Annotated in this window: 26 protein-coding genes; 9 read left to right on the forward strand and 17 right to left on the reverse strand. The window is 56.3% G+C overall.

Annotated features, from left to right (window positions below):
- Nucleotides 1–9: 9 nt before the first annotated feature.
- The 3 genes from purQ to purC all read right to left on the reverse strand — a co-directional run bounded on the left by purQ (nucleotide 10) and on the right by purC (nucleotide 1,791).
- Complete coding sequence (gene purQ / locus ACR0DK_RS11870) at nucleotides 10–678, reverse strand: phosphoribosylformylglycinamidine synthase subunit PurQ (RefSeq protein WP_170393163.1); 669 nt, start codon at nucleotides 676–678, stop codon at nucleotides 10–12.
- Nucleotides 679–704: 26 nt separating this feature from the next.
- Nucleotides 705–935 (reverse strand): phosphoribosylformylglycinamidine synthase subunit PurS, encoded by a 231-nt coding sequence (gene purS, locus ACR0DK_RS11875; RefSeq protein WP_010439914.1) that lies wholly within the window; start codon nucleotides 933–935, stop codon nucleotides 705–707.
- Between the two features lie 100 nt (nucleotides 936–1,035).
- A complete protein-coding gene (purC, locus tag ACR0DK_RS11880) occupies nucleotides 1,036–1,791 on the reverse strand; it encodes a phosphoribosylaminoimidazolesuccinocarboxamide synthase (protein ID WP_170393164.1) in 756 nt (251 codons plus the stop codon).
- A gap of 187 nt (nucleotides 1,792–1,978) precedes the next feature.
- On the opposite strand from purC, the gene ACR0DK_RS11885 reads away from it, so the two are divergent.
- Together ACR0DK_RS11885 and bmt are read left to right on the forward strand one after the other, a co-directional pair.
- Complete coding sequence (locus ACR0DK_RS11885; RefSeq protein ID WP_170393165.1) at nucleotides 1,979–2,299, forward strand: DUF1476 domain-containing protein; 321 nt, start codon at nucleotides 1,979–1,981, stop codon at nucleotides 2,297–2,299.
- Nucleotides 2,300–2,420: 121 nt separating this feature from the next.
- Nucleotides 2,421–3,434, forward strand: coding sequence for a betaine--homocysteine S-methyltransferase (gene bmt / locus ACR0DK_RS11890; protein ID WP_480736286.1), 1,014 nt, complete (start codon nucleotides 2,421–2,423; stop codon nucleotides 3,432–3,434).
- A gap of 8 nt (nucleotides 3,435–3,442) precedes the next feature.
- On the opposite strand, the gene ACR0DK_RS11895 is transcribed toward bmt, so the two are convergent.
- The 10 genes from ACR0DK_RS11895 to ACR0DK_RS11940 form a co-directional block, all read right to left on the reverse strand.
- The gene (locus ACR0DK_RS11895; RefSeq protein ID WP_480736288.1) at nucleotides 3,443–4,219 is read right to left on the reverse strand and encodes an enoyl-CoA hydratase-related protein; all 777 of its coding nucleotides are present in this window, start codon (nucleotides 4,217–4,219) and stop codon (nucleotides 3,443–3,445) included.
- A gap of 73 nt (nucleotides 4,220–4,292) precedes the next feature.
- On the reverse strand, nucleotides 4,293–4,748 hold the full coding sequence (locus ACR0DK_RS11900; protein ID WP_170393168.1) for a cytochrome c-type biogenesis protein: 456 nt from the start codon (nucleotides 4,746–4,748) through the stop codon (nucleotides 4,293–4,295).
- On the reverse strand, nucleotides 4,745–6,709 hold the full coding sequence (locus tag ACR0DK_RS11905; RefSeq protein ID WP_170635722.1) for a heme lyase CcmF/NrfE family subunit: 1,965 nt from the start codon (nucleotides 6,707–6,709) through the stop codon (nucleotides 4,745–4,747). The genes ACR0DK_RS11900 and ACR0DK_RS11905 overlap by 4 nt, the downstream gene beginning before the upstream one ends.
- A 74-nt stretch (nucleotides 6,710–6,783) precedes the next feature.
- Nucleotides 6,784–7,362: a holin family protein gene (locus tag ACR0DK_RS11910; protein WP_170625952.1), complete on the reverse strand. Its 579-nt coding sequence runs from the start codon at nucleotides 7,360–7,362 to the stop codon at nucleotides 6,784–6,786.
- On the reverse strand, nucleotides 7,353–7,964 hold the full coding sequence (locus ACR0DK_RS11915) for a holin-associated N-acetylmuramidase (protein WP_480736291.1): 612 nt from the start codon (nucleotides 7,962–7,964) through the stop codon (nucleotides 7,353–7,355). The genes ACR0DK_RS11910 and ACR0DK_RS11915 overlap by 10 nt, the downstream gene beginning before the upstream one ends.
- A gap of 134 nt (nucleotides 7,965–8,098) precedes the next feature.
- A complete protein-coding gene (gene ccmE, locus ACR0DK_RS11920) occupies nucleotides 8,099–8,545 on the reverse strand; it encodes a cytochrome c maturation protein CcmE (protein WP_480736292.1) in 447 nt (148 codons plus the stop codon).
- Between the two features lie 7 nt (nucleotides 8,546–8,552).
- Entirely contained in the window at nucleotides 8,553–9,581 is a 1,029-nt protein-coding gene (argC, locus tag ACR0DK_RS11925) for an N-acetyl-gamma-glutamyl-phosphate reductase (protein ID WP_480736294.1), read from the reverse strand.
- Between the two features lie 94 nt (nucleotides 9,582–9,675).
- Nucleotides 9,676–10,485 carry a glutamate racemase gene (murI, locus tag ACR0DK_RS11930; protein WP_223118093.1) on the reverse strand — a complete coding sequence of 270 codons (810 nt, stop codon included), beginning with the start codon at nucleotides 10,483–10,485 and terminating at the stop codon, nucleotides 9,676–9,678.
- An 8-nt stretch (nucleotides 10,486–10,493) separates the two neighbouring features.
- Nucleotides 10,494–11,372 carry a lysophospholipid acyltransferase family protein gene (locus ACR0DK_RS11935; protein WP_170393174.1) on the reverse strand — a complete coding sequence of 293 codons (879 nt, stop codon included), beginning with the start codon at nucleotides 11,370–11,372 and terminating at the stop codon, nucleotides 10,494–10,496.
- Between the two features lie 78 nt (nucleotides 11,373–11,450).
- Nucleotides 11,451–14,870, reverse strand: a complete 3,420-nt coding sequence (locus ACR0DK_RS11940; RefSeq protein WP_223118094.1) for an indolepyruvate ferredoxin oxidoreductase family protein — start codon at nucleotides 14,868–14,870, stop codon at nucleotides 11,451–11,453.
- 169 nt (nucleotides 14,871–15,039) lie between these two features.
- Between ACR0DK_RS11940 and ACR0DK_RS11945 the strand changes: the two genes are divergently transcribed.
- The 6 genes from ACR0DK_RS11945 to grxD all read left to right on the forward strand — a co-directional run bounded on the left by ACR0DK_RS11945 (nucleotide 15,040) and on the right by grxD (nucleotide 21,871).
- Nucleotides 15,040–15,948, forward strand: a complete 909-nt coding sequence (locus tag ACR0DK_RS11945) for a LysR family transcriptional regulator (RefSeq protein ID WP_170393176.1) — start codon at nucleotides 15,040–15,042, stop codon at nucleotides 15,946–15,948.
- Between the two features lie 269 nt (nucleotides 15,949–16,217).
- The gene (locus tag ACR0DK_RS11950; protein ID WP_170393177.1) at nucleotides 16,218–18,464 is read left to right on the forward strand and encodes a mechanosensitive ion channel family protein; all 2,247 of its coding nucleotides are present in this window, start codon (nucleotides 16,218–16,220) and stop codon (nucleotides 18,462–18,464) included.
- A gap of 189 nt (nucleotides 18,465–18,653) precedes the next feature.
- Nucleotides 18,654–20,813, forward strand: coding sequence for a phosphoribosylformylglycinamidine synthase subunit PurL (gene purL / locus ACR0DK_RS11955; RefSeq protein ID WP_170393178.1), 2,160 nt, complete (start codon nucleotides 18,654–18,656; stop codon nucleotides 20,811–20,813).
- 138 nt (nucleotides 20,814–20,951) lie between these two features.
- Entirely contained in the window at nucleotides 20,952–21,188 is a 237-nt protein-coding gene (locus ACR0DK_RS11960) for a BolA/IbaG family iron-sulfur metabolism protein (protein WP_170393179.1), read from the forward strand.
- A 43-nt stretch (nucleotides 21,189–21,231) separates the two neighbouring features.
- Nucleotides 21,232–21,522 (forward strand): hypothetical protein, encoded by a 291-nt coding sequence (locus ACR0DK_RS11965; RefSeq protein ID WP_170510095.1) that lies wholly within the window; start codon nucleotides 21,232–21,234, stop codon nucleotides 21,520–21,522.
- Nucleotides 21,509–21,871 (forward strand): Grx4 family monothiol glutaredoxin, encoded by a 363-nt coding sequence (grxD, locus tag ACR0DK_RS11970; protein ID WP_170393181.1) that lies wholly within the window; start codon nucleotides 21,509–21,511, stop codon nucleotides 21,869–21,871. The genes ACR0DK_RS11965 and grxD overlap by 14 nt, the downstream gene beginning before the upstream one ends.
- Nucleotide 21,872: 1 nt before the next feature.
- Here the strand turns inward: grxD and ACR0DK_RS11975 are convergent, their stop codons facing one another.
- The 3 genes from ACR0DK_RS11975 to ACR0DK_RS11985 are packed head-to-tail and all read right to left on the reverse strand — an operon-like array spanning nucleotide 21,873 to nucleotide 23,448.
- Nucleotides 21,873–22,223 carry an MliC family protein gene (locus ACR0DK_RS11975; RefSeq protein WP_480436914.1) on the reverse strand — a complete coding sequence of 117 codons (351 nt, stop codon included), beginning with the start codon at nucleotides 22,221–22,223 and terminating at the stop codon, nucleotides 21,873–21,875.
- Complete coding sequence (locus tag ACR0DK_RS11980; RefSeq protein WP_170393183.1) at nucleotides 22,223–22,615, reverse strand: cell division protein ZapA; 393 nt, start codon at nucleotides 22,613–22,615, stop codon at nucleotides 22,223–22,225. Before ACR0DK_RS11980 ends, ACR0DK_RS11975 begins: the two co-directional genes overlap by 1 nt.
- Nucleotides 22,615–23,448, reverse strand: coding sequence for a hypothetical protein (locus ACR0DK_RS11985; protein ID WP_480736301.1), 834 nt, complete (start codon nucleotides 23,446–23,448; stop codon nucleotides 22,615–22,617). Before ACR0DK_RS11985 ends, ACR0DK_RS11980 begins: the two co-directional genes overlap by 1 nt.
- 234 nt (nucleotides 23,449–23,682) lie before the next feature.
- On the opposite strand from ACR0DK_RS11985, the gene tkt reads away from it, so the two are divergent.
- Entirely contained in the window at nucleotides 23,683–25,704 is a 2,022-nt protein-coding gene (tkt, locus tag ACR0DK_RS11990) for a transketolase (RefSeq protein ID WP_480736303.1), read from the forward strand.
- 50 nt (nucleotides 25,705–25,754) lie between these two features.
- On the opposite strand, the gene ACR0DK_RS11995 is transcribed toward tkt, so the two are convergent.
- Entirely contained in the window at nucleotides 25,755–26,555 is an 801-nt protein-coding gene (locus ACR0DK_RS11995; RefSeq protein ID WP_480736305.1) for a thioesterase family protein, read from the reverse strand.
- Nucleotides 26,556–26,617: the final 62 nt, after the last annotated feature.

The raw sequence follows: 26,617 nt of genomic DNA on the forward strand, positions 1-26,617 counted from the left end.
GACCTCAAGTCACGCGGGCGTCAGCACCCCGGCCAATGCGCGGAAGAGCGCCGTCCCGTCAGTGCCTCCGTGGCCCGAATCCGCCGCTCGTTCTGGGTGGGGCATCATGCCTAACACGCGCCGGTTGTGCGATAAAATCCCTGCAATATCGTCGCGCGAACCATTGGGATTTTCGGCATATGTGAAGGCAATGCGATCCTGATCCTTCAACTCGGCCAAGGTCTCATCGTCTGCGAAATAATTGCCATCGTGATGCGCAATCGGGATATCGATCACATCCCCGGCATTGTATCCTTCAGTAAAGGCGCTATCGCTGGTTTCGACCTTGAGTCCGATCGTTTTGCAGATGTATTTCAGACCGGCATTGCGCAACAGCGCGCCAGGTAGAATTCCGGTTTCGGTCAGAACCTGAAAACCGTTGCAGATGCCGACGGCATAGCCACCACGCTCGGTATGCGCGGCCAGCGCTTTACAAATGGGCGATTGCGCCGCAATCGCGCCGCAGCGCAGATAATCGCCGTAAGAAAACCCACCCGGCACACCGACGATATCTATACCCTCGGGCAGCGCGGCATCCTTGTGCCAGACCATATCGACGGAAAAACCGGCCTGCTCGAAGGCAACAGCAAGATCACGATCGCAGTTGGAACCGGGGAAAACGATGACGGCTGCGCGCATGGCGGACCCTCCTAGGTCAGAAAAACTTAGAGCAGTTCGATCTCAAAGCGTTCGATGACCGTGTTGGCCAACAGCTTTTCGCACATCTTGGTTACGTCCGCCTCGGTCGCGCCGTCTGCCAGTTCCAGATCGATCACCTTGCCCTGACGGACACCTTCGACCTGATCAAAGCCCATCGCACCCAATGCGTGACGCACAGCCTCGCCCTGCGGGTCCAGAACCCCGTTCTTGAGCATCACATGCACACGTGCTTTCATTTTCGAGAACTCCACTGATGGACCGCGCATCGATCCGTTTCGTTGGGCGCGGGATACCCCGCTTGGGCTTGTCGGACAACCCTGTCGATATGAGACAGGATCAGTTGATCAGCGTTGGTTTTGTGACATTGCTTTTGGGCAGAACGCCAAGACGGCGGGCGACCTCAGAATATGCATCAGTCAGACTACCCAGATCACGGCGGAACACATCCTTGTCCAGCTTCTGACCGGTTTCGATATCCCATAGACGGCAGCTATCGGGGCTGATTTCGTCCGCAATGATCAGTCGTTGAAAATCGCCTTCGAACACGCGCCCGATCTCGATTTTGAAATCGACCAGACGAATACCAACCGCCAGCATCACGCCGCTCATGAAATCATTAACGCGCAGTGCAAGGCTCAGGATATCGTCCATATCCTGCTGGCTCGCCCAGCCGAATGCCGCAATGTGCTCTTCGGTCACCAACGGATCACCCAGCGCATCGTCCTTGTAGCAGTATTCAACAATCGGGCGCGGCAGTTGAGTACCCTCGGCGATACCGAGGCGTTTGGACATCGATCCGGCGGCATAGTTGCGGACGATCACTTCCAGTGGAATGATCTCACAATTCCGCACAAGTTGCTCCCGCATGTTCAGACGGCGAATGAAGTGCGTCGGAACTCCGATCTGGGCCAGACCGGTCATGAAGAATTCGCTCAACCGGTTGTTCAGAACGCCCTTTCCATCGATCACGTCTTTCTTCTCGGCGTTGAAAGCTGTGGCGTCATCCTTGAAGTACTGCACGATGGTGCCCGGCTCGGGACCTTCATACAGGATCTTGGCTTTACCTTCGTAAATCTTCTTGCGACGCGCCATGAGCGACCTTTCCAGTCTGGGGAAAGGGAATGAGTCCCTTCACGTTGGCGCCCTCATAGTGCAAGCCCCGCTTTCCCGCAAGTTCGCAACCCCGAGAGGCTTTGACGCAGCGCAAATACCTTGCGCACAGGGCGTCGTATAGTCATATCATCAGAAAAGAACATCTAACCCAAGAGGTCCCCAACCAATGACCACATTCGACGAACGTGAAGCCGCGTTTGAAAACAAATTCGCTCATGACGAAAAGATGCAGTTCATCGCTCGGATGCGCCGCAACCGATTTATGGCTGTATGGGCCTCGGCGCTGAAAGGCGAGACTGTGGAACAGGCGCGTAAATACGGGCAGGAACTTGTCCACACCGACCTGCAAAATGTCAGCGAAGACGATGTTGTCGAGGCGGTCAAAGGGTACCTCGGTGATCTCGCGGATGAGGCTAAAATCCGCGAGAAGATGGTCGAACTTCTGGTCGAAGCCAAAGAGCAGGTGATGGCAGAAGCCGAGTCCTGATGCCTGAGCTGCAAAACTCATGATCTTCATGAGTTTTATGAATTTGATTTGACGCCCCGGTCGTGAGACACGGGGCGTCTCATATTTTTACGGGCTGTGGCCCCAATTTTGGAATACTCCAATGACAAACGCGCTCAGCAACCTTCTGGAAACCGTAGACGTCATTCTGGCGGATGGCGCGACCGGGACGAACCTGTTCAACATGGGCCTGCAATCAGGCGATGCGCCGGAATTGTGGAATGTCGATGCGCCTGACAAGATTCGTGCTCTGTATCAGAGCTCGGTCGATGCCGGCAGTGATCTGTTTTTGACAAACACATTTGGTGGAACAGCCGCGCGTTTGAAGTTACACGACGCCCAGAACCGCGTGGCCGAGCTGAACCGTACTGGCGCTGAACTGGGTCGCGAAGTCGCTGACAAGGCAGGTCGCCCGATCATCGTGGCCGGCTCTGTTGGCCCGACCGGCGAGATCATGGAACCTGTCGGCAGTCTTTCACACGCCGAAGCCGTCGAGATGTTTCATGAACAGGCTGCGGCGCTAAAGGCTGGAGGCGCAGATGTTCTGTGGCTTGAGACCATAAGCGCGCCGGAAGAATTCCGGGCTGCGGCAGAAGCGTTCGCTCTGGCAGATATGCCGTGGTGCGGCACCATGAGTTTTGACACGGCTGGCCGCACAATGATGGGTGTTACATCTTCTGATCTGGCAATGATCGTGGAAACTCTGCCCAATCCTCCGGTTGCGTTCGGGGCGAATTGCGGCACTGGTGCCTCGGATATACTGCGGACGGTGCTTGGGTTCGCTGCCCAAGGAAACGAACGTCCACTGATTTCCAAGGGCAACGCAGGGATCCCGAAATATGTGGACGGTCATATCCATTATGATGGAACGCCTGAACTGATGGGCCAGTACGCCGCCATGGCGCGCGACGCAGGTGCAACGATCATTGGCGGTTGCTGTGGCACCATGCCTGCGCATTTGCGCAAAATGCGCGAGGCGTTAGACAACGGCCCGCGCGGCGAACGCCCGACCCTGGATCAGATCGTATCGGCACTTGGTCCGTTTACCTCAGCCTCAGATGGCACTGGGGACGAGGCCGTTCCCGAACGGCGCACTCGTCGCCGCCGCCGGGCCTGATTGAATGATCAGCGCCCTTCGAATTTCGCAGGGCGCTTTTCCAGAAAGGCTACGACGCCTTCGGCAAAGTCTCGGGTACGTCCGCATTCGCCCTGCAGGTGGGCTTCGGCTGTAAGTTGCTGAGGTAACGTTCTATCGTAAGTTCCCCGGATCGCTTTTTTGATCGCGCGAAACCCAGAGGTTGGGCCATTCGCCAAATACGCAGCTCTCTTGCGCCAATGAGCGTCGAACTCATCATCTGCAACCGCTTCCCAGATCAATCCCCATTCATCCGCCTGTCGCGCACTGATCTTGTCTGCAAACAGCGCTGCACCCATCGCTTTGGCAAACCCCATCTGACGCGGCATGAACCAGGTGCCGCCTGCATCAGGCAGCAGACCGATCCGAGCGAAAGCTTGCAGGAAATAGGCACTCTCGGTTGCTATCACCACATCGGCACAAAGTGCCAGGTTAGCCCCCGCCCCCGCTGCAGGCCCGTTAACAGCCGCTATTGTTGGCACGGGGCAATCATAGACAGCCTCAAGCATCGGTTCATATTCATCGCGAAGCGCGCGTTCGAGGTCGATCTTTCCTGTGCTCGACGCGTCACCCAAATCCTGACCTGAACAAAAGGCAGGACCAGCACCCGTCAGGACAATCGCGCGGGCGTGTTGCGCGGCGTCTTTCATTGCGTAGGTGATCTCGGCCCGCATCTGCGTCGTCAACGCATTCATCTTATCCGGCCGGTTCAATGTCAAAACCGCCAAATTACCAGTAATGTCCAGAAGGACCGCTTCGTATTCCATGCAAAACCTCAGCTGCGCAGCGTTCTGCAAAACACTGACGCAAATGCGGAAAAAGGAAAAGAAGAACCGCGCGTCAGTCTTCCAGAATTCGGCGCAGACGCTCTTGTTCTTCCTCACTAAGGCCTTCTGAATGCGCTACTTCCTGATGCTGCGAACGCTTGCGCAAAAAGTTCCACCCCATGCCGGCCGCTATCAGCAGCATGACAGGAGCCGACAGCCATAACAACAGATTGGCGCCGGTCGCGGTAGGTTTCAGCAGCACATATTCGCCATAGCGATCAACGATGAAGTCCACAACCTCTTGATCAGTATCCCCCGCAACCAGACGTTCTCGCACCAAGATACGCAGATCACGCGCAAGTTCAGCATTGCTTTCGTCAATGCTTTCGTTCCGGCACACCAAGCAGCGCAGACCGGTACTGATATCCCGTGCTCGTGTCTCGAGCGCCGGGTCGTCAAGCACTTCATCCGGCTGAATAGCCATGATCGGGGATGCAATCAGCAGCAGGATAACAAGCAGGCGCTTCATTCGGCAGGAACCCCGCTTGCAGGCGTTTTCCGTGCACCGGCTGCAACACGGAAACGGCGATCCGACAGGCTGAGCACACCGCCCAGAGCCATGAGGATACATCCGCCCCAAATCCAGTTGGCCAGAGGTTTGATATAGGTTCGCATCACCCAGCCGCCATCAGCTTGTTGATCCCCGATCACAACATATAGATCGCGCAGAAAGCGGTAGTCGATCGCAGCCTCAGTTGTCGGCATCCGTGCCACAGGGTAGTCGCGCTTTTCCGGGTTAAGAGTCGCGATATAGCGCCCGTCCTTCTCAACAAGCACATCCGCCATGGTTGAGAAATAGTTCGGCCCCTGTACCTGACGCACATCTTGCAACGTCAACGTAAACTGCCCCACTTCAAAAGGCTGACCCGGTTGAGCGACACGAATATCCTCGACTTCCCAAGCGGTTAAGCCTGCGATGGCAAACATGGTGACACCCAAACCACTATGGGCCACCGCCTTACCCCAGTCTGCGCCGGGCAGTCGAAACAGGCGTCCAAAACTGCCTTTGCGGCCAGTGCGGCTCCAAAGATCGACGATGGCGCCGAAGGTGATCCACGCCCCCAGGAACAAACCTACGGGTCCCAATGCGCTGCGTCCGGTCTGTATCACCCAGACCAGTATCGCGATCGTGACCGCCAGCACAAATGCATAGCGCAAAGACCATGCCGCCCGGCTTAGCTTGCCCCGCTTCCACGGCAGCATCGCGCCGACGGGAAGAACGATTCCGAGGGCGACCATGAATGGGGTAAATGCCGCATTGAAGAACGGCGCGCCCACCGAGAGTTTTCTATCGAACGCCATCTCGGCCACCATTGGCCACATTGTGCCAAAAAACACGACAAAGCAGCTAACTGCCAACAAGATGTTGTTCAGAACCAATGCACTTTCGCGGCTGACCATTCCGAAGACACCCTTCGCCTCCATCGCCTGCGCGCGTGCAGCAAACAGGGTCAACGCACCGCCGGTAAAGATGATCAGGATGAACAGGATAAATACGCCACGCTCAGGATCATTGGCAAAAGCATGGACCGAAGTCAGCAGCCCCGATCTCACGATAAAGGTCCCGATCAGAGAAAACCCAAACGCGATAATCGCAAGCAAGATCGTCCAGCTTTTCAACGCCTCGCGTTTTTCCACCACGATGGAGGAATGCAATAGAGCGGCCGCCAGTAGCCAAGGCATAAAGCTGGCGTTCTCAACAGGATCCCAGAACCAGAACCCGCCCCAGCCCAATTCGTAGTAGGCCCACCAGGATCCAAGCGCGATACCGATCGTCAGGAAGACCCAAGCCGCCAATGTCCAAGGCCGTACCCAACGCCCCCAAGCCGCGTCCACCCGGCCCTCGATCAATGCAGCAACGGCAAAACTGAACGCCATGCTGAGGCCGACATAGCCCAGATACAGGAATGGCGGATGGAAGGCCAAACCGGGGTCCTGCAGCAGCGGGTTCAGGTCCCGTCCATCGAACGGAGGAACAGGCAGTCGGTCAAACGGGTTCGATGTGAAGAGGATAAAGGCATAGAAAGCCACTCCGATCGCGGCCTGAACGGCCAGCACCCGCGCCTTTAAGGTCGGAGGCAAGCCAGCGCCGAATATGGCGGCCATCGCGCCGAATATCGCTACAATCAGGACCCATAACAGCATCGAACCTTCATGGTTTCCCCAGGTCCCGGTAATCTTGTAGAGCATCGGTTTTGCCGAATGGCTATTCTCCACCACGATCCGTAACGAGAAGTCAGACGTGGTAAACGCCCAGACCAGTGCACCGAAGGAAAAGGCGGCCAAAATGAACTGCGTGATGGCGGCCGGTTCAGCGAAAACCATCCACCCGTTCCAACGGTTGGCAGCCCCGATCAACGGCACCACAGTTTGGACGATGGCAACGAGGAAGGCTAAGATAAGTGCGAAATGGCCGAGTTCTGTAATCATGGCCTGCTTATACTGCGGCACCGGTGCAAGTGCCATTCACATTCGCCTCGGATCACCGCACATAATGTCGCGCCTCAGGTCTTTCGAAGCCGCTTCCAGTCCTCCAATGCAGGGTTCGATTCCGGCTGGTTGACTGCTTCGGCCAACGATGCGTCCGAGCCAGTATCGGCGGCACCCGGACTGTCATCGCGCAACCCGCGGATCGTTTCAAGATTGGCGATCACCTCAGGCGCCCTCAGCATTGTCGCGCTGATTTCTCTTTGAAAATCCTGCGCTTTGATCTGATGCCGCGCGCCAAAGTAAAACGACACGATCACCCCTAACAGCCACCACAGTGGCTCTGGCACCAGCGCAATTCCCTGCATACGTGCTGCGAACCACAGCGGATCGATCATGGCGGCCAGAAACAAACCCAATGTTCCCAAAGCCAGCGCCGGTCGCGGAAGGCGATTCAGCCCATCCATGAATCGATCAAACCTGGTTTTGCTTGGAGCTTGGAATTCAGTGCCGAATTGCGCCATGGCCGCACCGCGCAGTTCGACAGAACGCTCGGCACCGCTTTCTACATTTTCGCGAAACACTTCCGCAGTTTCGCGAACCACATTGCGACCTCCGCCAAACAAGAGCGCCAACAAACCCGAGATCAAACCCATCCTGAAACCCTTTTCTGAAACGCGTCCTCGCTCAGATGATACTTGGGCGATAAAAACTCTTCGGCACGCTTGATCCATCCGCCTTTGCCGCCCGCGCGAGTTCTGGCATATTTGCGAAGAGCGATCCGCCGGTCTGCTAAACGGAAGTAATAGTTTCGTCTTGCGACCCCATAGGCATCGCGAAACACCAGAGGCTTTGGACTGGCCGCCTCGCGGCTTGCCTGCGCAGTCTGAGGGCCGATGACCCCGTCAACCGTAACGTCATACTCCATCTGCCGCAGCAGGTTCTGCAGGATTTTCACCGCTTGAGCTCCTGCATTGACGTACATGTCGAACACGGATGCCTGTACGGCTTTCGGCAGCACCTGAAGGCGTGGTTTCTCAAAATAGTGTTCCAGAAAAATATCGACGGCCTGCGCTTTGCTAAGCATGCGCACGTCTTGTTGCGTCACCGAACCATCTCGGTCCAGATCGAGACCCAATCGGCGCATGGTATGGATCGTCACCCCGTATTTCGTGGCACCGCCGGGATCATCGGGGTCATCCACAAAACCACCTTCCCGCGCCACGATCCCTTTTGCAATCTGCCGCACTGTCCGCATTGCCGCCCCCTCTGCCAAACTTTGGTAAACGGTCGGACAATTTCGTTAACACCACTGCAAAACAAAGGGCGCTGCCTACCTCTCGCACGCAACGCCCCGCTTCTTCTGTTTAGAAATTTTAACGCTGATGGCATTCAGCCATCGCCTGATTCCTGATAGACGCCTTGCTCTTTTAATGCGTCCACAACCTCTTTGGGCATGTAGGTTTCATCGTGTTTCGCAAGGATTTCAGTGGCTTCAAAGACTCCATTCACATAACTTCCGGTGCCCACCATACCCTGATTTTCCGAGAATAGATCGGGCAGAACACCGGTAAAAGCGACCTTTACGCTTTCACCGCCGTCGGTCACGACGAAATGCACAGTCTCACCCTGCCCGCGAATGATCGAACCTTCTTCGACCAATCCACCTATACGGAACACCTCGGTCGGTTTCGGCGGTTCTGCAATCACCTGACTGGGTGAGCGGAAAAAGTTGATGCCATCACGCATCGCATATCCGATCAGACCCGTCGCCAGTATCAGGGCCGCAACAGCCACTAGAATGACTTGTACACGACGACGTTTCTTAAGCGTTTTCATACCGTCCTCACGGGAACAAGGGGGCCATCATCAGACCCAGGGTTTCATCCTCACCTAACATCAGGTTGGCGTTCTGCAAGGCTTGCCCACTGCTACCTTTTGTCAGGTTATCCAATGCTGCCGCCACGATTGCACGGCGTTCGATCCGATCTCCAACGACACCGATATGGCAGAAGTTCGACCCCCGCACATGGTGGGTCGAGGGCGTCTCGCCAAATGGCAGCATCTCAATGAAGGGCTCGGCTTCATAGGCCGATTGAAGTGTCTCATACACGCTCTGCGGGTCACCCTTTACATAGGTTGTGGCCAGAATACCCCGGTTGGCTGGGATCAGGTGCGGTGTGAACTGCACATGCACCGTCCGTCCAGCCAGTTCCGTGAATTCCTGATCAAACTCGCCCAGATGCCGGTGCGTCCCGCCAACGGCATATGCGTTCGCCCCTTCACTGAGTTCTGCGTGCAATAGATTCTCTTTCAGCGCCCGACCTGCGCCCGAGACCGCGCATTTCAGGTCCAGAATGATGTCATCCAGATCAATCACACCCGCCGAAATCAGCGGACGCAGCACATACTGACCCGTCGCGGCATTGCATCCGGTCCCGGCAACCAGCCGAGCGCCGCGGATTTCGTCACGGTAGAACTCGGTCAGACCATAAACCGCCTCTTCCTGATGCCCAAGCGCGGCATGTGAATTCCCATACCACTTCTTGTATTCGTCGCCATCGCGAAGTCGAAAATCTGCTGACAGGTCAACAATTTTCAAGGTGTTGGGCAGTTCGCGAATGACTTCCTGACTGGTCTTGTGCGGCAGAGCGCAGAAACACAGGTCGATTTGGCTAAAGTCGATCTCGGAAATCTTGCAAAGCACCGGCAAATCCATATGGCGCAGATGCGGAAATACCTGCGCCATTGTCTGTCCAGCCTTCCGCTCGGCGGCCAGAGCTTTGATTTCCATATTCGGATGCCCGGCGATCAGCCGCACGAGTTCCGCGCCGGTGTAACCAGAAGCGCCAAGAATTGCGATTTTGTGGGTCATGTCAGACCTCTTTCATTCATGTGTCACATGGGGTGACCGCCGCTGTGACGGTCAACGAATTACGGAATCGGAAAAGCGCCGTCCTTGACCTAGGTCAGGCGGCTTCAAAGGTGATTTGTCGTCGGAGGAACTGAGTCGCGCGATCCGTCACAACGCCCGGCGCACCCGTTGTCAGGAAGCCATCAGTGCCCTCACCCAGCATATTCGGATGCCGTTGCAAGTAGTCTGCAAGGCTTTCCGCAACCAGATCACCCTGGCTATAGACTTTCACATCCGGTCCGAGCGCCTGCTGAAACGTCTCTGCCATCAGCGGGTAATGCGTACAGCCCAGAATGGCTGCTTGCGGTTCCGGCATCTTGCGCTTCAGAGCATCCACATGGCTGCGTACCAAGGCCTCGGCCAAGATCATGTCGCCCTCTTCGATGGCGTCCACCACCCCGCCGCAGGCTTGCGCCTCGACATCAACCCCGATCGCCCGAAACGCCAGCTCCCGCTGAAACGCACGGCTCGACACAGTCGCGGGCGTCGCAAACAGCGCAACATGCTGCACCTGAACCTCACGCGGCGGAGAGTTGTCGCCCCATTGCCGTTCAGTCAGCGCCTCAATCAAAGGCACAAATACGCCCAGTACACGCTTTCCTTCTGGCACGCCCGCTTCTTGCATCCGACGCAGGGCGGCGGCGCTTGCGGTATTGCAGGCGAGAATCACCAGATTGCAGCCTCGATCCCAAAGGTCCTGCACAGCGTTTCGTGTCAGGTTAAAGATATCTTCGGCATCGCGCACACCATAAGGCGCATGCGCGCTGTCCGCGAAATAAAGAAAATCAACGTCGGGCAGACGTTTCTGCGCGGCGTTCAGGACGGTCAAACCACCCAATCCGGAATCAAAGATACCTACTGCCATTTGCCCCTTCAGGCGCGATGCCGTTCCTCGAATTCATAGCCATAGTCATAAGACTTCAATGGCTCTGGAGACAGCTCATACGTGGCTTTGCGCAGGAAATCCATCATCTTGCGCGTATCCTTGCCCAGCGGGTCCAGAATGTCGCGCCCAATGGGGTCTCCTACAACTACGCGGACGGGGGTATCGACACGTTTCTTGAACTCTTTGATCAGCAACCCCATCCGCAGAGTGTTGTGCAGATGGCTGGCAATCTGGAACAAACGCGAGGTGTGACCATCGAAGAAAACCGGCACAACGGTCGCATTGGATTTGGCAACCATCCGCGCTGTAAATCCGCGCCACCCTGGATCCATCGGATGAGAAAATGGCTTGGCCGCAGTGCTGACGGTGCCACCCGGGAAGATCCCGATTGCACCACCATCGCTTAGGTAGTTCAGAGCGGTTTTGCGGGTCGCAAGATTCAGCTTCATCGCATCTTTTGTGGCATCAAACGAAATTGGCAGCACGATGCTGTTCAGGTCTTCAGCTTTGCGAAAAACATGATTGGCGAGAATGCGAAAGTCTGTCCGAGTCTGAGACAGGATGTGTCCCATCATTAGCCCGTCTAGAATGCCGTAAGGATGGTTCGCAATCAGGATCAATGGCCCATCTTTTGGGATGTTCGACAACGCACCGCCAACCACGTCTAATGTCAGCCCATATCGATCCACCATTACGGACCAAAAATCACGCCCCTGTGCGACCTCCTGCTCATACCCGTCAGCGCGGCGGATAAGACGCAGACGACCGGTCGTGTTTTCCATCAGCTTGATCACTATACGCCCGCTCCGCGTTTCTGCGGAATGGGCGTAAGAGATGTCACGAGCGACGTGATGGCGCGAGGGCATAGGCTACTCCGGTTTGCTGCCGCTGAGATAAGGCCGGGTAGACATTTTGCATAGGTTTGATGACAAGCTTGTAAAGCCTCACTCTGCCGCAGCTTTCATCTGAGGCCCGCCATCGCGAATAACAGCCAACAATTCCTCGCGCCGTTTCGCAGCCTTAGCCTCATTGGCGACCAAAACCGGACCGAAACCGCGAATGTCCAATGGCAGAGCCGCAAGGGCCGCGATCGCATCACTGGTTTCGGGCGTCAGACTGGGCAAAACCTCTTTCATGTCCTTTTCATACTGGCGGATCAGAGCACGCTCCATTTTGCGCTCTGTCGTGTAGCCAAAGATATCCAGCGGAGTGCCGCGCAAACCTTTCAGCTTGGCTAGAACCTTCAACGGACCAAGAAACCACTCTCCGAACGCTTTCTTGGCCGGGCGTCCATTGTCGCCCTTCGTCCCCAGGGTTGGCGGCGCAAGATGGAAGGTCATCTTAAAGTCACCATCAAACTCGGCCTCCGCCTTCTGGCGACTGTCGAGCAGCAATCGGGCGACTTCATATTCATCCTTATATGACAAAAGCTTATGGTAGCCTTTGGCAATAGCCTCACGAACGTGTTGATCTGCAACGCTGTCGACCAGCTTGCGATAACGTTTCGCCAACCGCTTGTTCTGATAGTCGATCAGGTGCGCAGCGCGGAAATCGATCACTTGATCGAGGGTCTTTGGTAACTCTGCTACGTTGGGGCGCAAAATATTGGCCACGTCGTCGGGGTGGGTCACCGCCCAGCGACCAACTTCAAAGGCGCGTTTGTTGCGCTCGACCGCCGCACCATTCAACTCAATAGCACCCATTATCGCTTGGTGACTGATCGGTAGCAGACCACGCTGCCAGGCTGCGCCAAAGACCATCATATTGGAATAGATCGAGTCGCCCATCACGGCTCGCGCCAGATCGGTGGCATCGAAAAGGGCCACCCCATCTTTCAACCGCGCCTGCAGCGCAAGCTGCAATTGATCGCTGGGGATTGTGAATTCTGTATCGCGCGTGAAGTCACCGGTGATAATCTCATGACTGTTCACAACGGCGCCGGTCTGGCCGGTTTGCGTGAGGCCAAGCGTCTTGGCCCCGGCCGATACCACCAGATCACCGCCGATCAGCGCATGCGCCTCGCCAGTGGCAACACGGATCGCGCTGATATCTTCGGGCCGGTTGGCCAGACGGCAATGGATATGTACGGCGCCACCCTTCTGTGCGAGGCCGGCCATTTCCATCATACCGGCACCCTTGCCGTCGATTTGTGCGGCTTGCGCCAGAACCGCCCCGATGGTGACAACGCCTGTGCCACCAACGCCGGTGATCACGACATTATGGGTGCCGTTGATCTGTGGCAAAACGGGGTCCGGTAGGTCGGGCAAGTCGAGGTCGGTCGTCGCCTCTTTGCGGATTTTCGCCCCTTCAACGGTTACAAAAGACGGGCAGAACCCGTTCAAGCAGGAAAAATCCTTGTTGCAGCTTGACTGATCAATCGCACGCTTGCGGCCAAGTTCGGTCTCTTTCGGTACGATGGAAACGCAGTTCGACTGAACGCCGCAATCTCCGCAACCCTCACAGATATCGGTATTTATGAACACTCGCTTATCGGGGTCGGGGAACGTGCCGCGCTTGCGTCTCCTGCGCTTTTCAGCTGCGCAAGTCTGAACATAAACAATGACCGATACACCCTCGATTTCGCGGAATCTTTCCTGAACCTGCATCAGTTTTGAACGCTCGAACGTCTCAACGCCCGAAGGCAACGCACCAAAATTCACATCTTCTTTTTCGTCGTAAACGACGGCAACGTTGCTGACTCCCATCGCGCGGACCTCGGCGACGATGCGTTCGGCACTTAGCCCACCTTCGTTCTCCTGACCTCCGGTCATCGCAACGGCGTCGTTATAGAGGATCTTAAAGGTGATATTTGTGCCCGCAGCCAGTGCCGCCCGGATCGCCTGCACGCCGGAATGGTTATAGGTGCCATCGCCGAGGTTTTGGAAAACATGTTGTGTGGTCGAAAACGGAGCCTCGCCAATCCAGTTCGCCCCTTCGCCGCCCATCTGGGTGAAACCGGTGGTTTCGCGATCCATCCACTGCACCATGTAGTGACAGCCAATCCCGGCATAGGCTCGGCTGCCATCAGGCAGCTTGGTTGAACTGTTATGCGGACATCCTGAACAAAAGTATGGTAAACGCGCCGCGATTTCCTGCGCATTGTCAGCCCGGCGCGCTTCGGACAGCGCCTCCAGTCCGGCACGAACGCCATCTGTATCGCGCCCCTCTTCGATTAGGATCTCACCCAGCTTCTCGGCAATCATGATCGGGTCAAGCGCCCCTCGGGTCGGGAACAGTTCTTCGCGGTGCAGCGTCCCCGCGCCGCCTTTGTACCAGCCATAAACACGGCGCCCACGACGGTCGTCAAAGATCGCTTCTTTAACCTGAACTTCGATCAGCTTGCGCTTTTCCTCGACGATCACGATCAGATCCAGCCCCTCAGCCCAATCGTGGAAGCCCTTCATATCCAAAGGGAAAGTCTGACCGATCTTATAGGTGGTAATGCCTAGCCGTTCGGCCTCATCCGCGTTGATGTTCAGCAGCGACATGGCATGAGTCAGATCAAGCCAGTTCTTACCCGCCGCCACAAACCCAATCTTGGCGCCCGGTTTTCCCCAGACCCGCTTGTCCAACTTGTTGGCGTGCGAAAAGACCTCTGCCGCAAAGCGCTTGTGGTCGATTACGCGCGCTTCCTGCAGATGCGGCGTATCACCCAGCCGAATATTCAGCCCACCCTCTGGCATATCGAATTGAGGGGTGACCAGCTGCATTCGGTCAGGGCGGCCATCTACGACGGAAGTCACTTCGATCGTGTCTTTCATCGTTTTCAGCCCGACCCAGACCCCGGCGAACCGGCTGAGCGCGAATCCGTAAATGCCATAGTCCAGAATTTCTTGCACACCTGCCGGGCTGACCACGGGCATATACATGTCCACCAGTGACCATTCCGACTGATGTAAAACGGTCGAGCTTTCACCCGTGTGATCATCGCCCATGGCCATCAATACACCGCCATGTTGCGCCGTGCCCGCCATATTGGCATGGCGCATCACATCACCGGATCGATCTACGCCCGGCCCCTTGCCATACCAGAGCCCAAAAACACCATCGAATTTTCCGTCGCCACGCAGCCCCGCCTGTTGGCTGCCCCATAATGCGGTTGCGGCCAGATCTTCGTTCAATCCGAATTGAAAGGTGACATCCTTTTCGGCGAGTTGCTTTTCTGCACGAGACATCTGAAGGTCTACAGCCCCAAGCGGAGACCCCCGATAGCCTGTGACCAGACCCGCTGTGTTCAATTCCGCCGCAGTGTCTCGTACTTTTTGCATCAGCATCAAACGCACCAGTGCCTGCGTTCCGTTCAAAAGAACCGGGCTTTTGGACAGGTCGAACCGGTCGTTGAGTGAAATTTTCGGCTGACTCATCTGACGTCTCCCCTCGTCGGATTAGTGTGCTTTATTCTCGTGCATATTAGGTCATAAATACTGACCTGTATAGTGATTTTACTCTATTCCGTAACGATTTCCGGGTTTCATTGTGGAATTTGTTACCTGTTTCATATAGGGCTGCGCGAGGATAACGAAAGTTGCGGCGATGGATTGGGACAAGCTTAGAATATTTCACGCGGTTGCAGACGCTGGCAGCCTCACACACGCGGGAGACAAGCTCAATTTATCTCAATCCGCGGTGAGCCGTCAGATCCGCGCGCTTGAAGAATCACTCGATGCAACTTTGTTCCACCGCCATGCACGCGGTCTGATTCTGACAGAACAAGGCGAATTGCTGTTCGATGCCACGACGGCCATGCTGAAACGTCTGGATGCCGCTGCAGCGCGTATCCGGGATAGTGAAGATGAGGTCTTTGGCGTACTGAGGGTGACCACCACCTTCGGGTTCGGCACGCTGTGGCTCGCACCGCGCCTACCAAAGCTCTATGAACAGTATCCCGACCTTAATATCGACCTCATGCTTGAAGAGCGGGTATTGGATCTGCCAATGCGTGAAGCCGATGTGGCCATCCGCATGAAAGAGCCCAGCCAGGCCGATCTCGTGCGCAAACGTCTGATGACAGTGCAGATGCTGCTCTATGCAACGCGCAGCTATTTGGATGCTCATGGTGGGGCGCCTGAAACGCTGGAAGACATTTCCAAGCACCGATTGATCTGCCAAACGCCCGCAGCCCCTCAGGTTGGGGCAAGCGCGTCGATGGTTCGTCACCTTATGACATACAATCCCGGCTCGTTGCTGACCGTGAACAACTATTTCGGCGTTCTTCAGGGCGTGCTGCATGATCTGGGTATCGGAGTACTTCCTGATTATGTGACTGAGGACTTCCCGGATCTGGTCCCCGTCATGTCAGACATCGAAAGTGCTGATGTCCCGGTTTACCTCGCCTACCCCGAAGAATTGCGTCATTCCAAACGGATAGCGGCATTTCGGGACTTTGTGCAGGATGAGATAATCGCCCATCGCAAACAGCTGAGGCAATTGGGCAAGCTATAGCCATGCACTCAGAGCATAGCGGGCATGACGCCGGGGTCTGTTAATAGACCTTGATCGTTAGTAAACTGATCCCTAAATGAGCACATGAAGGCGGTGATGCTGAAACGCTCATCATCTTCATACCTCCCTGTTGGACTACGGCCGAGCTTAGTGCTCGGCCTTTTTTTTTCGCCAGGCTGATGCAATTCAGTGGAAAGCACTGGGAAAATCCAACGCGTAGGCCTATGATCCCGAAAAAACACCTAAATTTCGTGTTCGAGGGCTAATTCATGTTCCACTCATTCCGCCTATTGTTGGCGATGATTTCAGTCTTGTTCCTGGCCGTGCCACTTCATGCACAAGACACAAGCACAACCGCTACAGTTGAAATTCCCGAAGATCTGACGCCAGAACAGGTTGATGATCTGGTTGCGCGCATGTCTGACGACCAGGTACGGGCAATCCTTCTGGAACGCCTTGACGCTGTTGCCGAAAAGCAAGCGGCGGAAAAGGAAGGTCAGGAAGACCCGCTGACCGAGCTCAATGAGATCTGGGCAGAAATGGTCGCATCCTGGACACATGTTCTGACCACAGTTCCCAATATCATCAGTGCGCAAATCACTGCATTTAGCAATTTCTCTGACAAATTGGGGGGCGCTGGTGTTCTGACGCTAATGGGGCTGGTGCTCTCGGTCTTGATAGTCGGCTTCATTGCGGAGAAGCTATTTATTTTTCTGACCCGCCGCTGGCATGAGGCAACCGAGCCCTCGGGTGACGCTGATCTCAGAGGCGCTGTGAACTACCTGTTCCGCCGATTTTGCCGCGAAATTGCCGGGCTTATCGTATTCTACGTCGTCATTCGGGCGATTGGCCGAGGATTGCTGAGCCCCGAGCAGATCATCTATGCAGCCCCATTTGTATTCTACCTAATCTGGGTGCCGCGTCTGGGGGCAGCAGTCTCGCGCTTTGTTCTTGCGCCGCAAAAGCCACAATTCCGATTGGTAAACATTGACGACCACTGGGCAAAATACCTGCATCGCAACCTGATCGGTCTGCTGATCCTGATCGGCTTTACCTTGTTCGTACTAAGGTTCAATGCGCTGAACGGGGTTACCGGCGATCAGACGCGCATCGGTTTCTGGCTGAACGCAGCAATCCACGTCTATATTGGCATAATCGCCTGGACAGCGCGCGAAGGTTTGTCACAGATGATGCTGGGTACCGACCCGGACCACACCAAGTTCGACGAAGAAGTCGCGCGGTATTACCCGTATTTTGCAATCGGCGTTTCTGTCGTGATTTGGCTGCTGGTCGAATTCCTAGTGGCACAACGCAACCCGGCGCTGATCCGCGTGCTGTCCGGTGGAGCGCATTTCACAACCATGTTCTGGCTGTTGATTGCACCTGCACTTGATACATTAATACGTGGTTTGGTGCGCCACCTGCAGCCGCCAATGTCGGGCGAAGGGCCATTAGCAGAACGCGCCTATCGATCGGCCAAGCGCAGCTATATTCGCATCGGTCGGGTGATTGCTGGCCTCTTCGTCGTCTTCATGATTTCCCGTGTTTGGCAGCTAGATCTGCGCCATGTTGCGTCCGCAGGTATCGGTGCCGAAGTTGGCGGCGCAATCATCGAGTTCCTGCTGATCATCGCTGTCGGCTACATCCTGAACGAGATCGTCTCGCTATGGATTAACCGTCGTCTGGCCAAGGAACAGACAGCGGCCGAGGAGCTGGATGAAGAAGCCGGCGGAGAAGGTGGCGGCGCGGGTGGTTCGCGTCTGGCGACCGTCCTGCCCTTGTTGCGGATTACCGCACAAGTCACAATCTCGGTGATCTTCGGCCTACTTGCCCTGAGCGCCTTGGGCATCAACATCACGCCGCTGCTGGCTGGTGCTGGTGTTTTGGGTCTGGCCATCGGCTTTGGTGCGCAGAAACTGGTGGCCGATATCGTAGGCGGCATCTTCTTCCTGATCGATGACGCATTCCGCGTCGGCGAATATGTCGATGTCGGCGGGACCATGGGAACGGTCGAGAAAATTTCGATCCGCTCAATGCAGCTTCGCCACCATCGTGGTCCGGTGCACACTATACCTTATGGCGAGATTCAAAAGCTCACCAACTTCAGCCGTGACTGGGTGATCATGAAGTTGAAATTTACTGTGCCGTTCGACACCGACCCCAACAAGGTCAAGAAGATCTTCAAGAAGATCGGTGCCGAGATGATGCAGGACGAGGTTCACAAAGATGGCTTCCTGCAGCCCTTCAAATCTCAGGGTGTGTTCGACTTCGACGATGTCGGTATGATCATCCGAGGCAAGTTCATGGCCAAGCCCGGCAAGCAATTCACACTGCGTAAGGAAATCTTTAACCGTGTGAAGGCCGAATTCAACGCAAATGGTATCGACTTCGCCCGCCGCGAGGTGCGCGTCGCCATCCCGGGGTTGGATGAGGCTGAGAACATAACTGAAGAACAAAAAGCTGCCGCCGGCGCAGCCGCCGCAGATGCGGTCAACAAAGGGCAAAACCCCGCCTGACACTTAGGCTTCGACACGTTTCAGCCGCTGGCTGAACCAAATCAGCACGCCTCTGAAATCGGAACCGGTCTTATGGCCGGTTCCGTTTTTTATTGCCCGATGACCCCTGTGCGGGTTTGGCTCTTTCCTCAAGCGGCCCATTGCCCTAAAAGGCCCGCAATCTCGGCCCACTTGGACACAGGACAGAAGATGCAAGAGCCCGCCATCACACCCGATCTGATTGCCGCACATGGGCTCAAGCCCGAGGAATACGACATGATCCTTGAGATCATCGGGCGTGAGCCGACCTTTACCGAGCTTGGCATCTTTTCAGCGATGTGGAACGAGCATTGTTCTTATAAGTCATCCAAGAAATGGTTGCGCACCCTTCCGACCTCTGGCCCTCAGGTTATCTGCGGCCCAGGCGAGAATGCGGGTGTCGTCGATATCGGCGACGGTCAGGCCGTGGTGTTCAAGATGGAAAGTCACAACCACCCCTCGTATATCGAACCCTATCAGGGCGCGGCGACCGGTGTGGGCGGCATCCTGCGGGATGTCTTCACCATGGGCGCACGGCCCATCGCCTCGATGAACGCACTGTCCTTTGGCGAGCCGGGCCACCATAAGACGCGCCAATTGGTGAACGGAGTGGTCGAGGGGATTGGCGGCTACGGCAACTGCTTCGGCGTGCCTTGCGTGGGTGGCGAAGTTCGGTTCCACCCGGCCTATAACGGCAACTGCCTTGTGAACGCGTTTGCCGCTGGTTTGGCTGACAGTGACAAGATTTTCTACTCGGCCGCTTCGGGCGTTGGGATGCCCGTCGTCTATCTGGGCGCAAAAACCGGTCGTGACGGTGTGGGCGGAGCAACCATGGCATCGGCCGAATTCGATGACACCATCGAAGAAAAACGCCCCACCGTTCAGGTCGGCGACCCCTTCACCGAAAAGCGCCTTATGGAAGCAACGCTGGAACTGATGCAGACCGGTGCCGTGATCTCGATCCAGGACATGGGCGCAGCGGGCTTGACCTGCTCGGCTGTAGAGATGGGCGACAAAGGTGGTCTGGGCGTGCGTTTGGACCTCGAGAATGTCCCGCAGCGCGAAGAGAACATGACAGCCTATGAAATGATGCTGTCGGAATCTCAGGAACGGATGCTGATGGTCCTCAAACCTGAGCTTGAGGCCGAGGCCCGCGCCGTGTTCGAAAAATGGGACCTCGATTTTGCCATCGTAGGCGAAACCATTGCCGAAGACCGTTTCCTGATCATGCACAATGGTGAGATCAAAGCCGATCTGGTCCTGTCTAAACTGTCCTCGACCGCGCCTGAATACGACCGCCCGTGGGAACCGACCCCTGAGTCCGCGCCACTGGAAGACGTACCACAGATCGATCCGATCGACGGTCTGCGCGCCCTGCTCTCTTCACCCAATTACGCAGGCAAACAATGGGTCTATGAGCAATACGACACCATGGTCATGGCGGATTCAACTCGCACGCCGGGTCTGGGCGCTGGCATGGTCCGCGTACATGGCACCGACAAGGTGCTAGCCTTTACCAGCGACGTAACCCCACGCTATGTCCGTGCAAACCCGGTGGAAGGCGGCAAACAAGCGGTGGCCGAGGCCTATCGCAACCTGACCGCCGTGGGGGCCAAACCACTTGCCACCACAGACAACCTGAACTTCGGGAACCCCGAAAAGCCCGAGATCATGGGTCAGTTCGTCGGCGCGATCCAAGGTATCGGTGCCGCCGTTGGTGCGCTGGATATGCCAATCGTGTCGGGCAACGTCTCGCTTTATAACGAGACTGACGGCCAGGCGATCCTGCCAACCCCCACCATCGGCGCGGTTGGTCTTCTTGCTCATAGCGACGAGATAATCGGAAACGAAGTTCGGGATGGCCATGTTGCGCTGGTCATCGGCGAAACCAACGGCCATATGGGTCAGTCCGCCCTGCTGGCCGAGGTATTCAACCGCGAGGACGGAGACGCGCCGCATGTTGATCTGGCTGCAGAGGCGCGCAACGGGGAATTCATCCGGGCCAATCGCGAGATGATCAAAGCATGTACTGATCTTAGCGATGGCGGCCTTGCACTGGCTGCGTTTGAACTTGCTGAAGCTGCAGGCGTCGGCGTTTGCCTGGATGATGCATCATCCGAGTTCCTATTCGGCGAAGACCAGGCCCGTTATCTTGTGGCATGCAACTTCGATCAAGCCGAGGCGCTGATGATCGCTGCCGGTCAGGCTGGTGTCCCGCTGGTCTCGGTTGGTCGATTTACCGGTGACAGCGTGAAGATCGGCAATTCCGAAGCTCCTTTGGCGGAACTGACCGAGACCTTCCGCCAGAGCTTTGCCGCCGCGGTCGCCTGATAAATCGTCTCTTCCGAATTCCAGAATTCCCGCGTCTTCCATAGGCGCGGGATTCGCGTATCTGAAAGATGCTCGACATCTTGCACGCCCGCTCCCATCACTCTACATCTTGGGAAAGACCTACAGGAGTGAACCTACATGCCGATGAGCGCCCACGAGATTGAAACCCTGCTGCGCGAAAGCTTTCCCAATGCGGAAATTCAGGTTGGTGGCAGCGATGGCGTGCACATGTCCGCCATGGTCGTGGACGAAAGCTTTCGCGGCAAAAACCGCGTTCAGCAACAGCGTGCGGTTTACGCTGCGCTGAAAGGCAAGATGGATGGATCTGATGGGGAATTGCACGCGCTGGCGTTGACGACGAAGGTACCTGAATGACACAGCACTACTTTCAAAAAAGCGCCTAAGTGGCTTTGAAAAGATGAGTGGCTGGCCCTTCTGGATATCTCTTCTTGGTGCATTGATAGTTGTCGCCGCCCTCATCGAAGCCTATGTCAAACGCAACAGAAAACGAAAACTGTCGGATATGCGCCCTGACCCCGATACGCTTAGCAAGGTTGGGGGAATTGAACGATACGGGCTTGATCCGGTGACGCTTGCACAAGCAGAACACCGGCGGCTTGAAGAAGAAGGATGGGCACCTGAACCGCCCGATAACCGAACGACCGCCGCGCAAGCGGATGAAAAGGAAAAGCAAGATGAGCGACGTTAAGACCCAGATCGACGAAACCGTCAAAGCCAACGATGTGGTGCTTTACATGAAAGGCACCAAAGAGATGCCGCAGTGCGGGTTCTCATCCCGGGTGGCCGGTGTTCTGAATTACATGGGTGTCGAATACACCGATGTGAACGTTCTGGCTGACGAAGCTGTGCGCCAGGGCATCAAGGACTACTCCGACTGGCCAACCGTGCCTCAGCTTTATGTCAAAGGCGAGTTTGTCGGCGGTTGCGACATTATCACTGAAATGACGCTGTCGGGTGAGCTAGACACACTGTTCGATGAAAACAGTGTGGGCTATAACAAAGACGCTGCGGACAAAATCCGCGAAGCAAACGCGTAAGCTATCGGCTGCTACAGTCCTTGAACAATACGAGTTCCGGGGCTGTGTCGCCTTCGGCCTGATGGCTGATCGTGGCATCCCACCCCTTGGAGCGCAGGGTGTATGTCCCTGCCCCTCCGACGGATTCATACCGGATGCCCGAGCCGCTTGGAACCTGTTTCATAGGGATCAACTGATCATCGATCATCATCGCAGCCGCCCCATCGCCATTTGAGGCGTTAAAGTAGGACACCGGCACTTGCGTGTTGTTCTCACAGGTAAACGTCACGGACAGAATGTCGATATCGGCCTTTGCCATCGTGCCAGTCAGCGAGACGACGGCCGCGCAATAGGCCATTCGGGCGATCGGCATTAGGCCGTCCTTTCTTCAATGACTGCCGCCAGGGCTTCGGCGCGCGCCGCCATTTCAGCCAGCGTATCCGTGACAGATGGCGGCACTACCGCGACCTCGATCCGTTCAGGTTCCGGCTGTGGTTGGCTGCGGAGCCGCTTCAATTCGGTCTCCAATTCAACCAGCTTGGCCTCGGCCAGTTTCATGCGATCTTCATGCGCGGCTGCCTTGTCTGCCAACATGAGTCCCGCCATCAGCAGCATCCGCGATTCCGGCATACGTCCGATCTGGTCCGACAAAACCTGAGCCTCATCATCCAGCAGTCTGGCTGCCGCTTGCAGAAACGGTTCTTCACCGTCCTGGCACGAGACATCAAAGCCGCGGCCACCGATATGAATGGTTACTTCGGGCATTATTCCACCTCTCCCTCGGCCAGATTGGCATGACTTAGCAATGGCTCAAGCCGAGCCAGGACCGCATGCGCTTCGGCTGCGTCCGACGCGCGCGCGGCACGTATGGCTTCTAATTCGGCTGTCGTGGCCCGGTTCAGCATGTCAGCATCCGTGACACCGTCCTCTGCGGCGGCGCGTAATTCATCGACAGCGCTCCGGAGCTGATCGTTTGCATTGCGAAGCCGTTGCAAATCATCATCCAACCGGGACATCGCGGCCCCATGGCTAGCCCGTTCCGCGCGCAGCATCTCAAGCTCGGCATTGAGTTCGGTTAACCGCTCGCTATCGACCAGTTCAGCCCGCAGACGCGCCAATTCGGCCTCCATCTCTTCCGCGCGATCCGCGATTGGGGTCAGTTTCTCGACCTGCGCGCGCAACGTATTGGCCTCTTCTGCGGCGCCCTGATGTGATCGCAGAGTCTCAATCTCAGCCTTCAAGCCCTCGACTTCGTCCGTGTTTTCAAGCGCAGCCTTGGCATCCGCCAACTCGGCCCGCGCAGCCTCAACCGTGGCGAGCTGAAAGGTCGCCTCGGCCAATTGCGCACGCAGCGCATCCACTTCCGAACTCGGTGCCGGTTGCGCACGCAGCGCGTCAATCTCTTGCGCGTGTCTCTCTTTGATCGTTTTCAGCCGTTCCTCAAGCTGGGCATTGGCCACCCGCTCTTCTTCAAGCGCCGTTCGCAGCGACGTGTCATCACCGGCTGCGGATCCAGCATCGTGCAAGGCCTCGACACCATTACCGATCCGCTCCATCGCGGTGATAATACGGCGTTGTAGTTCTTCGATCTGACTCATGCCTGTGTCACCTCTTTATCAAGGTTCGTTCTGATATTCGCCTACCCGAATCAAAAGCGGCGGCGCTCAGCCCTAGTCTAACGGAATGCGACAGAAAATACCCACTGTTTGGTTTCAACCACTTGCACACCGCTCTTGAAGCGCCAATTCGGTGTGCCACGCGGTTCTGCTTGCACTTTGACAATCGGATGGTATTCAGCGCCCATCTGCCCGTAAACCAAAGGAACTACGCCCGTGGACCTGACTGCGCTGCGCAATGCCAACCCCGAACACTGGGACAAGGCTGCGGCCATCCGCACCCTGACCCTCGACGCTGTCGCCGCCGCCAATTCCGGCCATTCCGGTATGCCGATGGGCATGGCCGATGTTGCGACCGTATTGTTCGAAAAGCACCTCAAATTCGACGCCACTGCCCCGAACTGGCCGGACCGCGATCGGTTCATCCTATCGGCGGGTCACGGTTCGATGCTGGTCTATTCGCTGCTGTATCTCACCGGTCATGGCGATGTTACGCTGGAAGAGATCAAGAACTTCCGTCAATTGGGCGCCAAAACTGCCGGGCACCCCGAGAACTTCCTGATCGATGGTGTCGAAACCACTACCGGACCTTTGGGTCAGGGCATTTCGAATGCCGTTGGCTTTGCGATGGCCGAGGAAATTCAGCGTGCGCATTATGGCAAGAAGATCGTTGATCACTATACCTACGTGATTGCGGGCGACGGCTGCCTGATGGAAGGCGTCAGCCAAGAGGCGATCACTTTGGCCGGTCGCCACGAGCTAAGCAAACTGATCGTCTTCTGGGATAACAACAACATCACCATCGACGGCACAGTCGACATCGCCGACCGCACCGATCAGGTACGCCGTTTTGCGGCCTCGGGCTGGCATGTGCTTGAGATTGACGGCCACGACCCCAAGGCCATCGATGCGGCCATCGTGCAGGCGAAGAAGTCGAACAAACCGACGATGATTGCTTGTGAAAGCCACATTGCACTGGGTCACGCGGCGCAGGACACTTCAAAAGGCCATGGCGCTCTGACCGATCAGGATCAGTTGAACGCCGCCAAAGAAGCATATGACTGGCCGCATGATGCGTTCGTCATCCCTGCTGAGGTCAAAGCCGCTTGGGAGGCCATTGGTGCACGTGGCAAAGCCGAGCGCGCAGCGTGGGAGGAGCGTTTTGCGCAAGTCTCCGAACGTAAACAAGCCGAATTCAACCGCGCCTATGCGTTTGAGGCACCAAAGAAGCTGGCCGGCGCCATCCGGTCGTTCAAGAAACAGATGTCGGAAGACCAGCCAAAGCTGGCCACACGCGCCTCTTCAGAGAAGGTGTTGAATGTCGTTAACCCGATCATGCCCGAAACCATTGGCGGCTCGGCTGACCTGACTGGATCGAACAACACCAAATCGGCTGATATGGGCGTGTTCCTTCCGGAAAACCGCAATGGTCGGTATATCCATTACGGCATTCGTGAACACGGTATGGCCGCTGCTATGAACGGTATGGCGCTGCATGGTGGCATTCGCCCGTATGGCGGTACGTTCATGGCCTTCACCGACTATGCGCGGCCCTCGATGCGTTTGGCTGCACTTATGAAGATCCCGACGGTGTTCGTGATGACCCACGACTCGATTGGTCTGGGCGAAGACGGTCCGACGCACCAACCGGTGGAACATCTGGCGATCTCGCGCGCGACGCCGAACACTTATGTGTTCCGCCCCGCGGATACGGTTGAGACCGCCGAAGCCTGGGAATTGGCGCTGACCTTCAAGGACAGCCCCTCGGTTTTGTCGCTGACCCGTCAAGGCGTGCCAACTGTTCGGACCCAGCACAAAGCCAAAAACCTGACCGCGCAAGGCGCCTATGTATTGGCTGACGCAGAAAACAAGCGTCAGGCGATTCTGATTGCCACAGGTTCCGAGGTTTCGCTGGCGATGGAAGCTAAAGCAATACTTGAGGCCGAAGGCATCGGCACTCGGGTCGTTTCCATGCCCTGTATGGAGCTGTTTGCCGAACAAGACGAAGCCTACCGCAAGCGCGTATTGCCTGCGGGAGCCGTCCGCGTCGGTATCGAGGCTGCGGTTCGCGCCGGAGGCTGGGACCGTTGGCTTCTGGGCGAGCGTGGTCGCGAGGCCAAGGCTGGGTTCATCGGCATGTCCAGCTTTGGTGCGTCGGCACCCGCCGGAGAGCTCTACAAGCATTTTGGCATCACGACCGAGGCAACAGTCGCCAAGGTCAAAGAACTGCTGGGTTGAACCTACCCAAATTAGTCAAAAGGCCTCGGTTAAAACCGGGGCCTTTTTTGTTAGACGAAAATTATTACTGACTGCATACCATCGACAATTAGATCACCATCGGTGTTCCACATCCGCATGACCTGAGAGCTGTAGCCGTCATGTCCAGCTGTCAATTGATGTTCCATCAACCACCATCCATCGCGAGTATGAATATCCTCGGACAGCACGTTGAAAATCCAGTTCATTGATGAGTTGTTTCCCGGCTTCTTCAATGTCGGGAATATGGCCGGTGGCAACAGGTCCGCAATTGCGATCAACCCTTCGATCCTATCGCGCATATCGGCATCATTATGGCGCGCCCAAACCTTCACATAGCCACGCTCTGCACCAGCAAATGGCCGCGCCCCGTCGATCAACCGAACGTCGAAGTTCTCAAGAAATGCGATGGGAAGTTTTGGCAAATCTGGCGGGAAATAGTGTTCTGTGATCTCTGGCTGTATCTCTGCCTTAGCCGGATGTTCGAACGCCACATGGCTGTCCTGTGCCTTGCCAAACGTAAATGTCCCAAGTGCGGCTGTATTCCCCTCAATCCTTGCTCGTGTATTGATCGTCGTGACATTCCGCCCATTGCGAAGCACCTCGGTTTCGATCAGCGGAGGTGAACCGATGGGCGCGGTAAAATTGATCAGGGCCGAGCGTAATGGAGGCAGAGCATCGACCGCATTTCTCGCAGCAGCCAGCAGCAAGGCAGACGAGAAGCCGCCATATGTTGTGCGGCCTTGCATCCAGTTTGGCGGCACCGGAAACTGCAGCATCCCGTTCAACCGATCTAAACTGGCAAGGACTTGGGAAAGGCTGAGTTTAGTCATCGATCTCACACCGGATATGCTTCGATTGGAACTTACCCCGCTCTTACCGTTGTGCCAGATGA

The organism is Ruegeria sp. CE6, assembly GCF_056537485.1.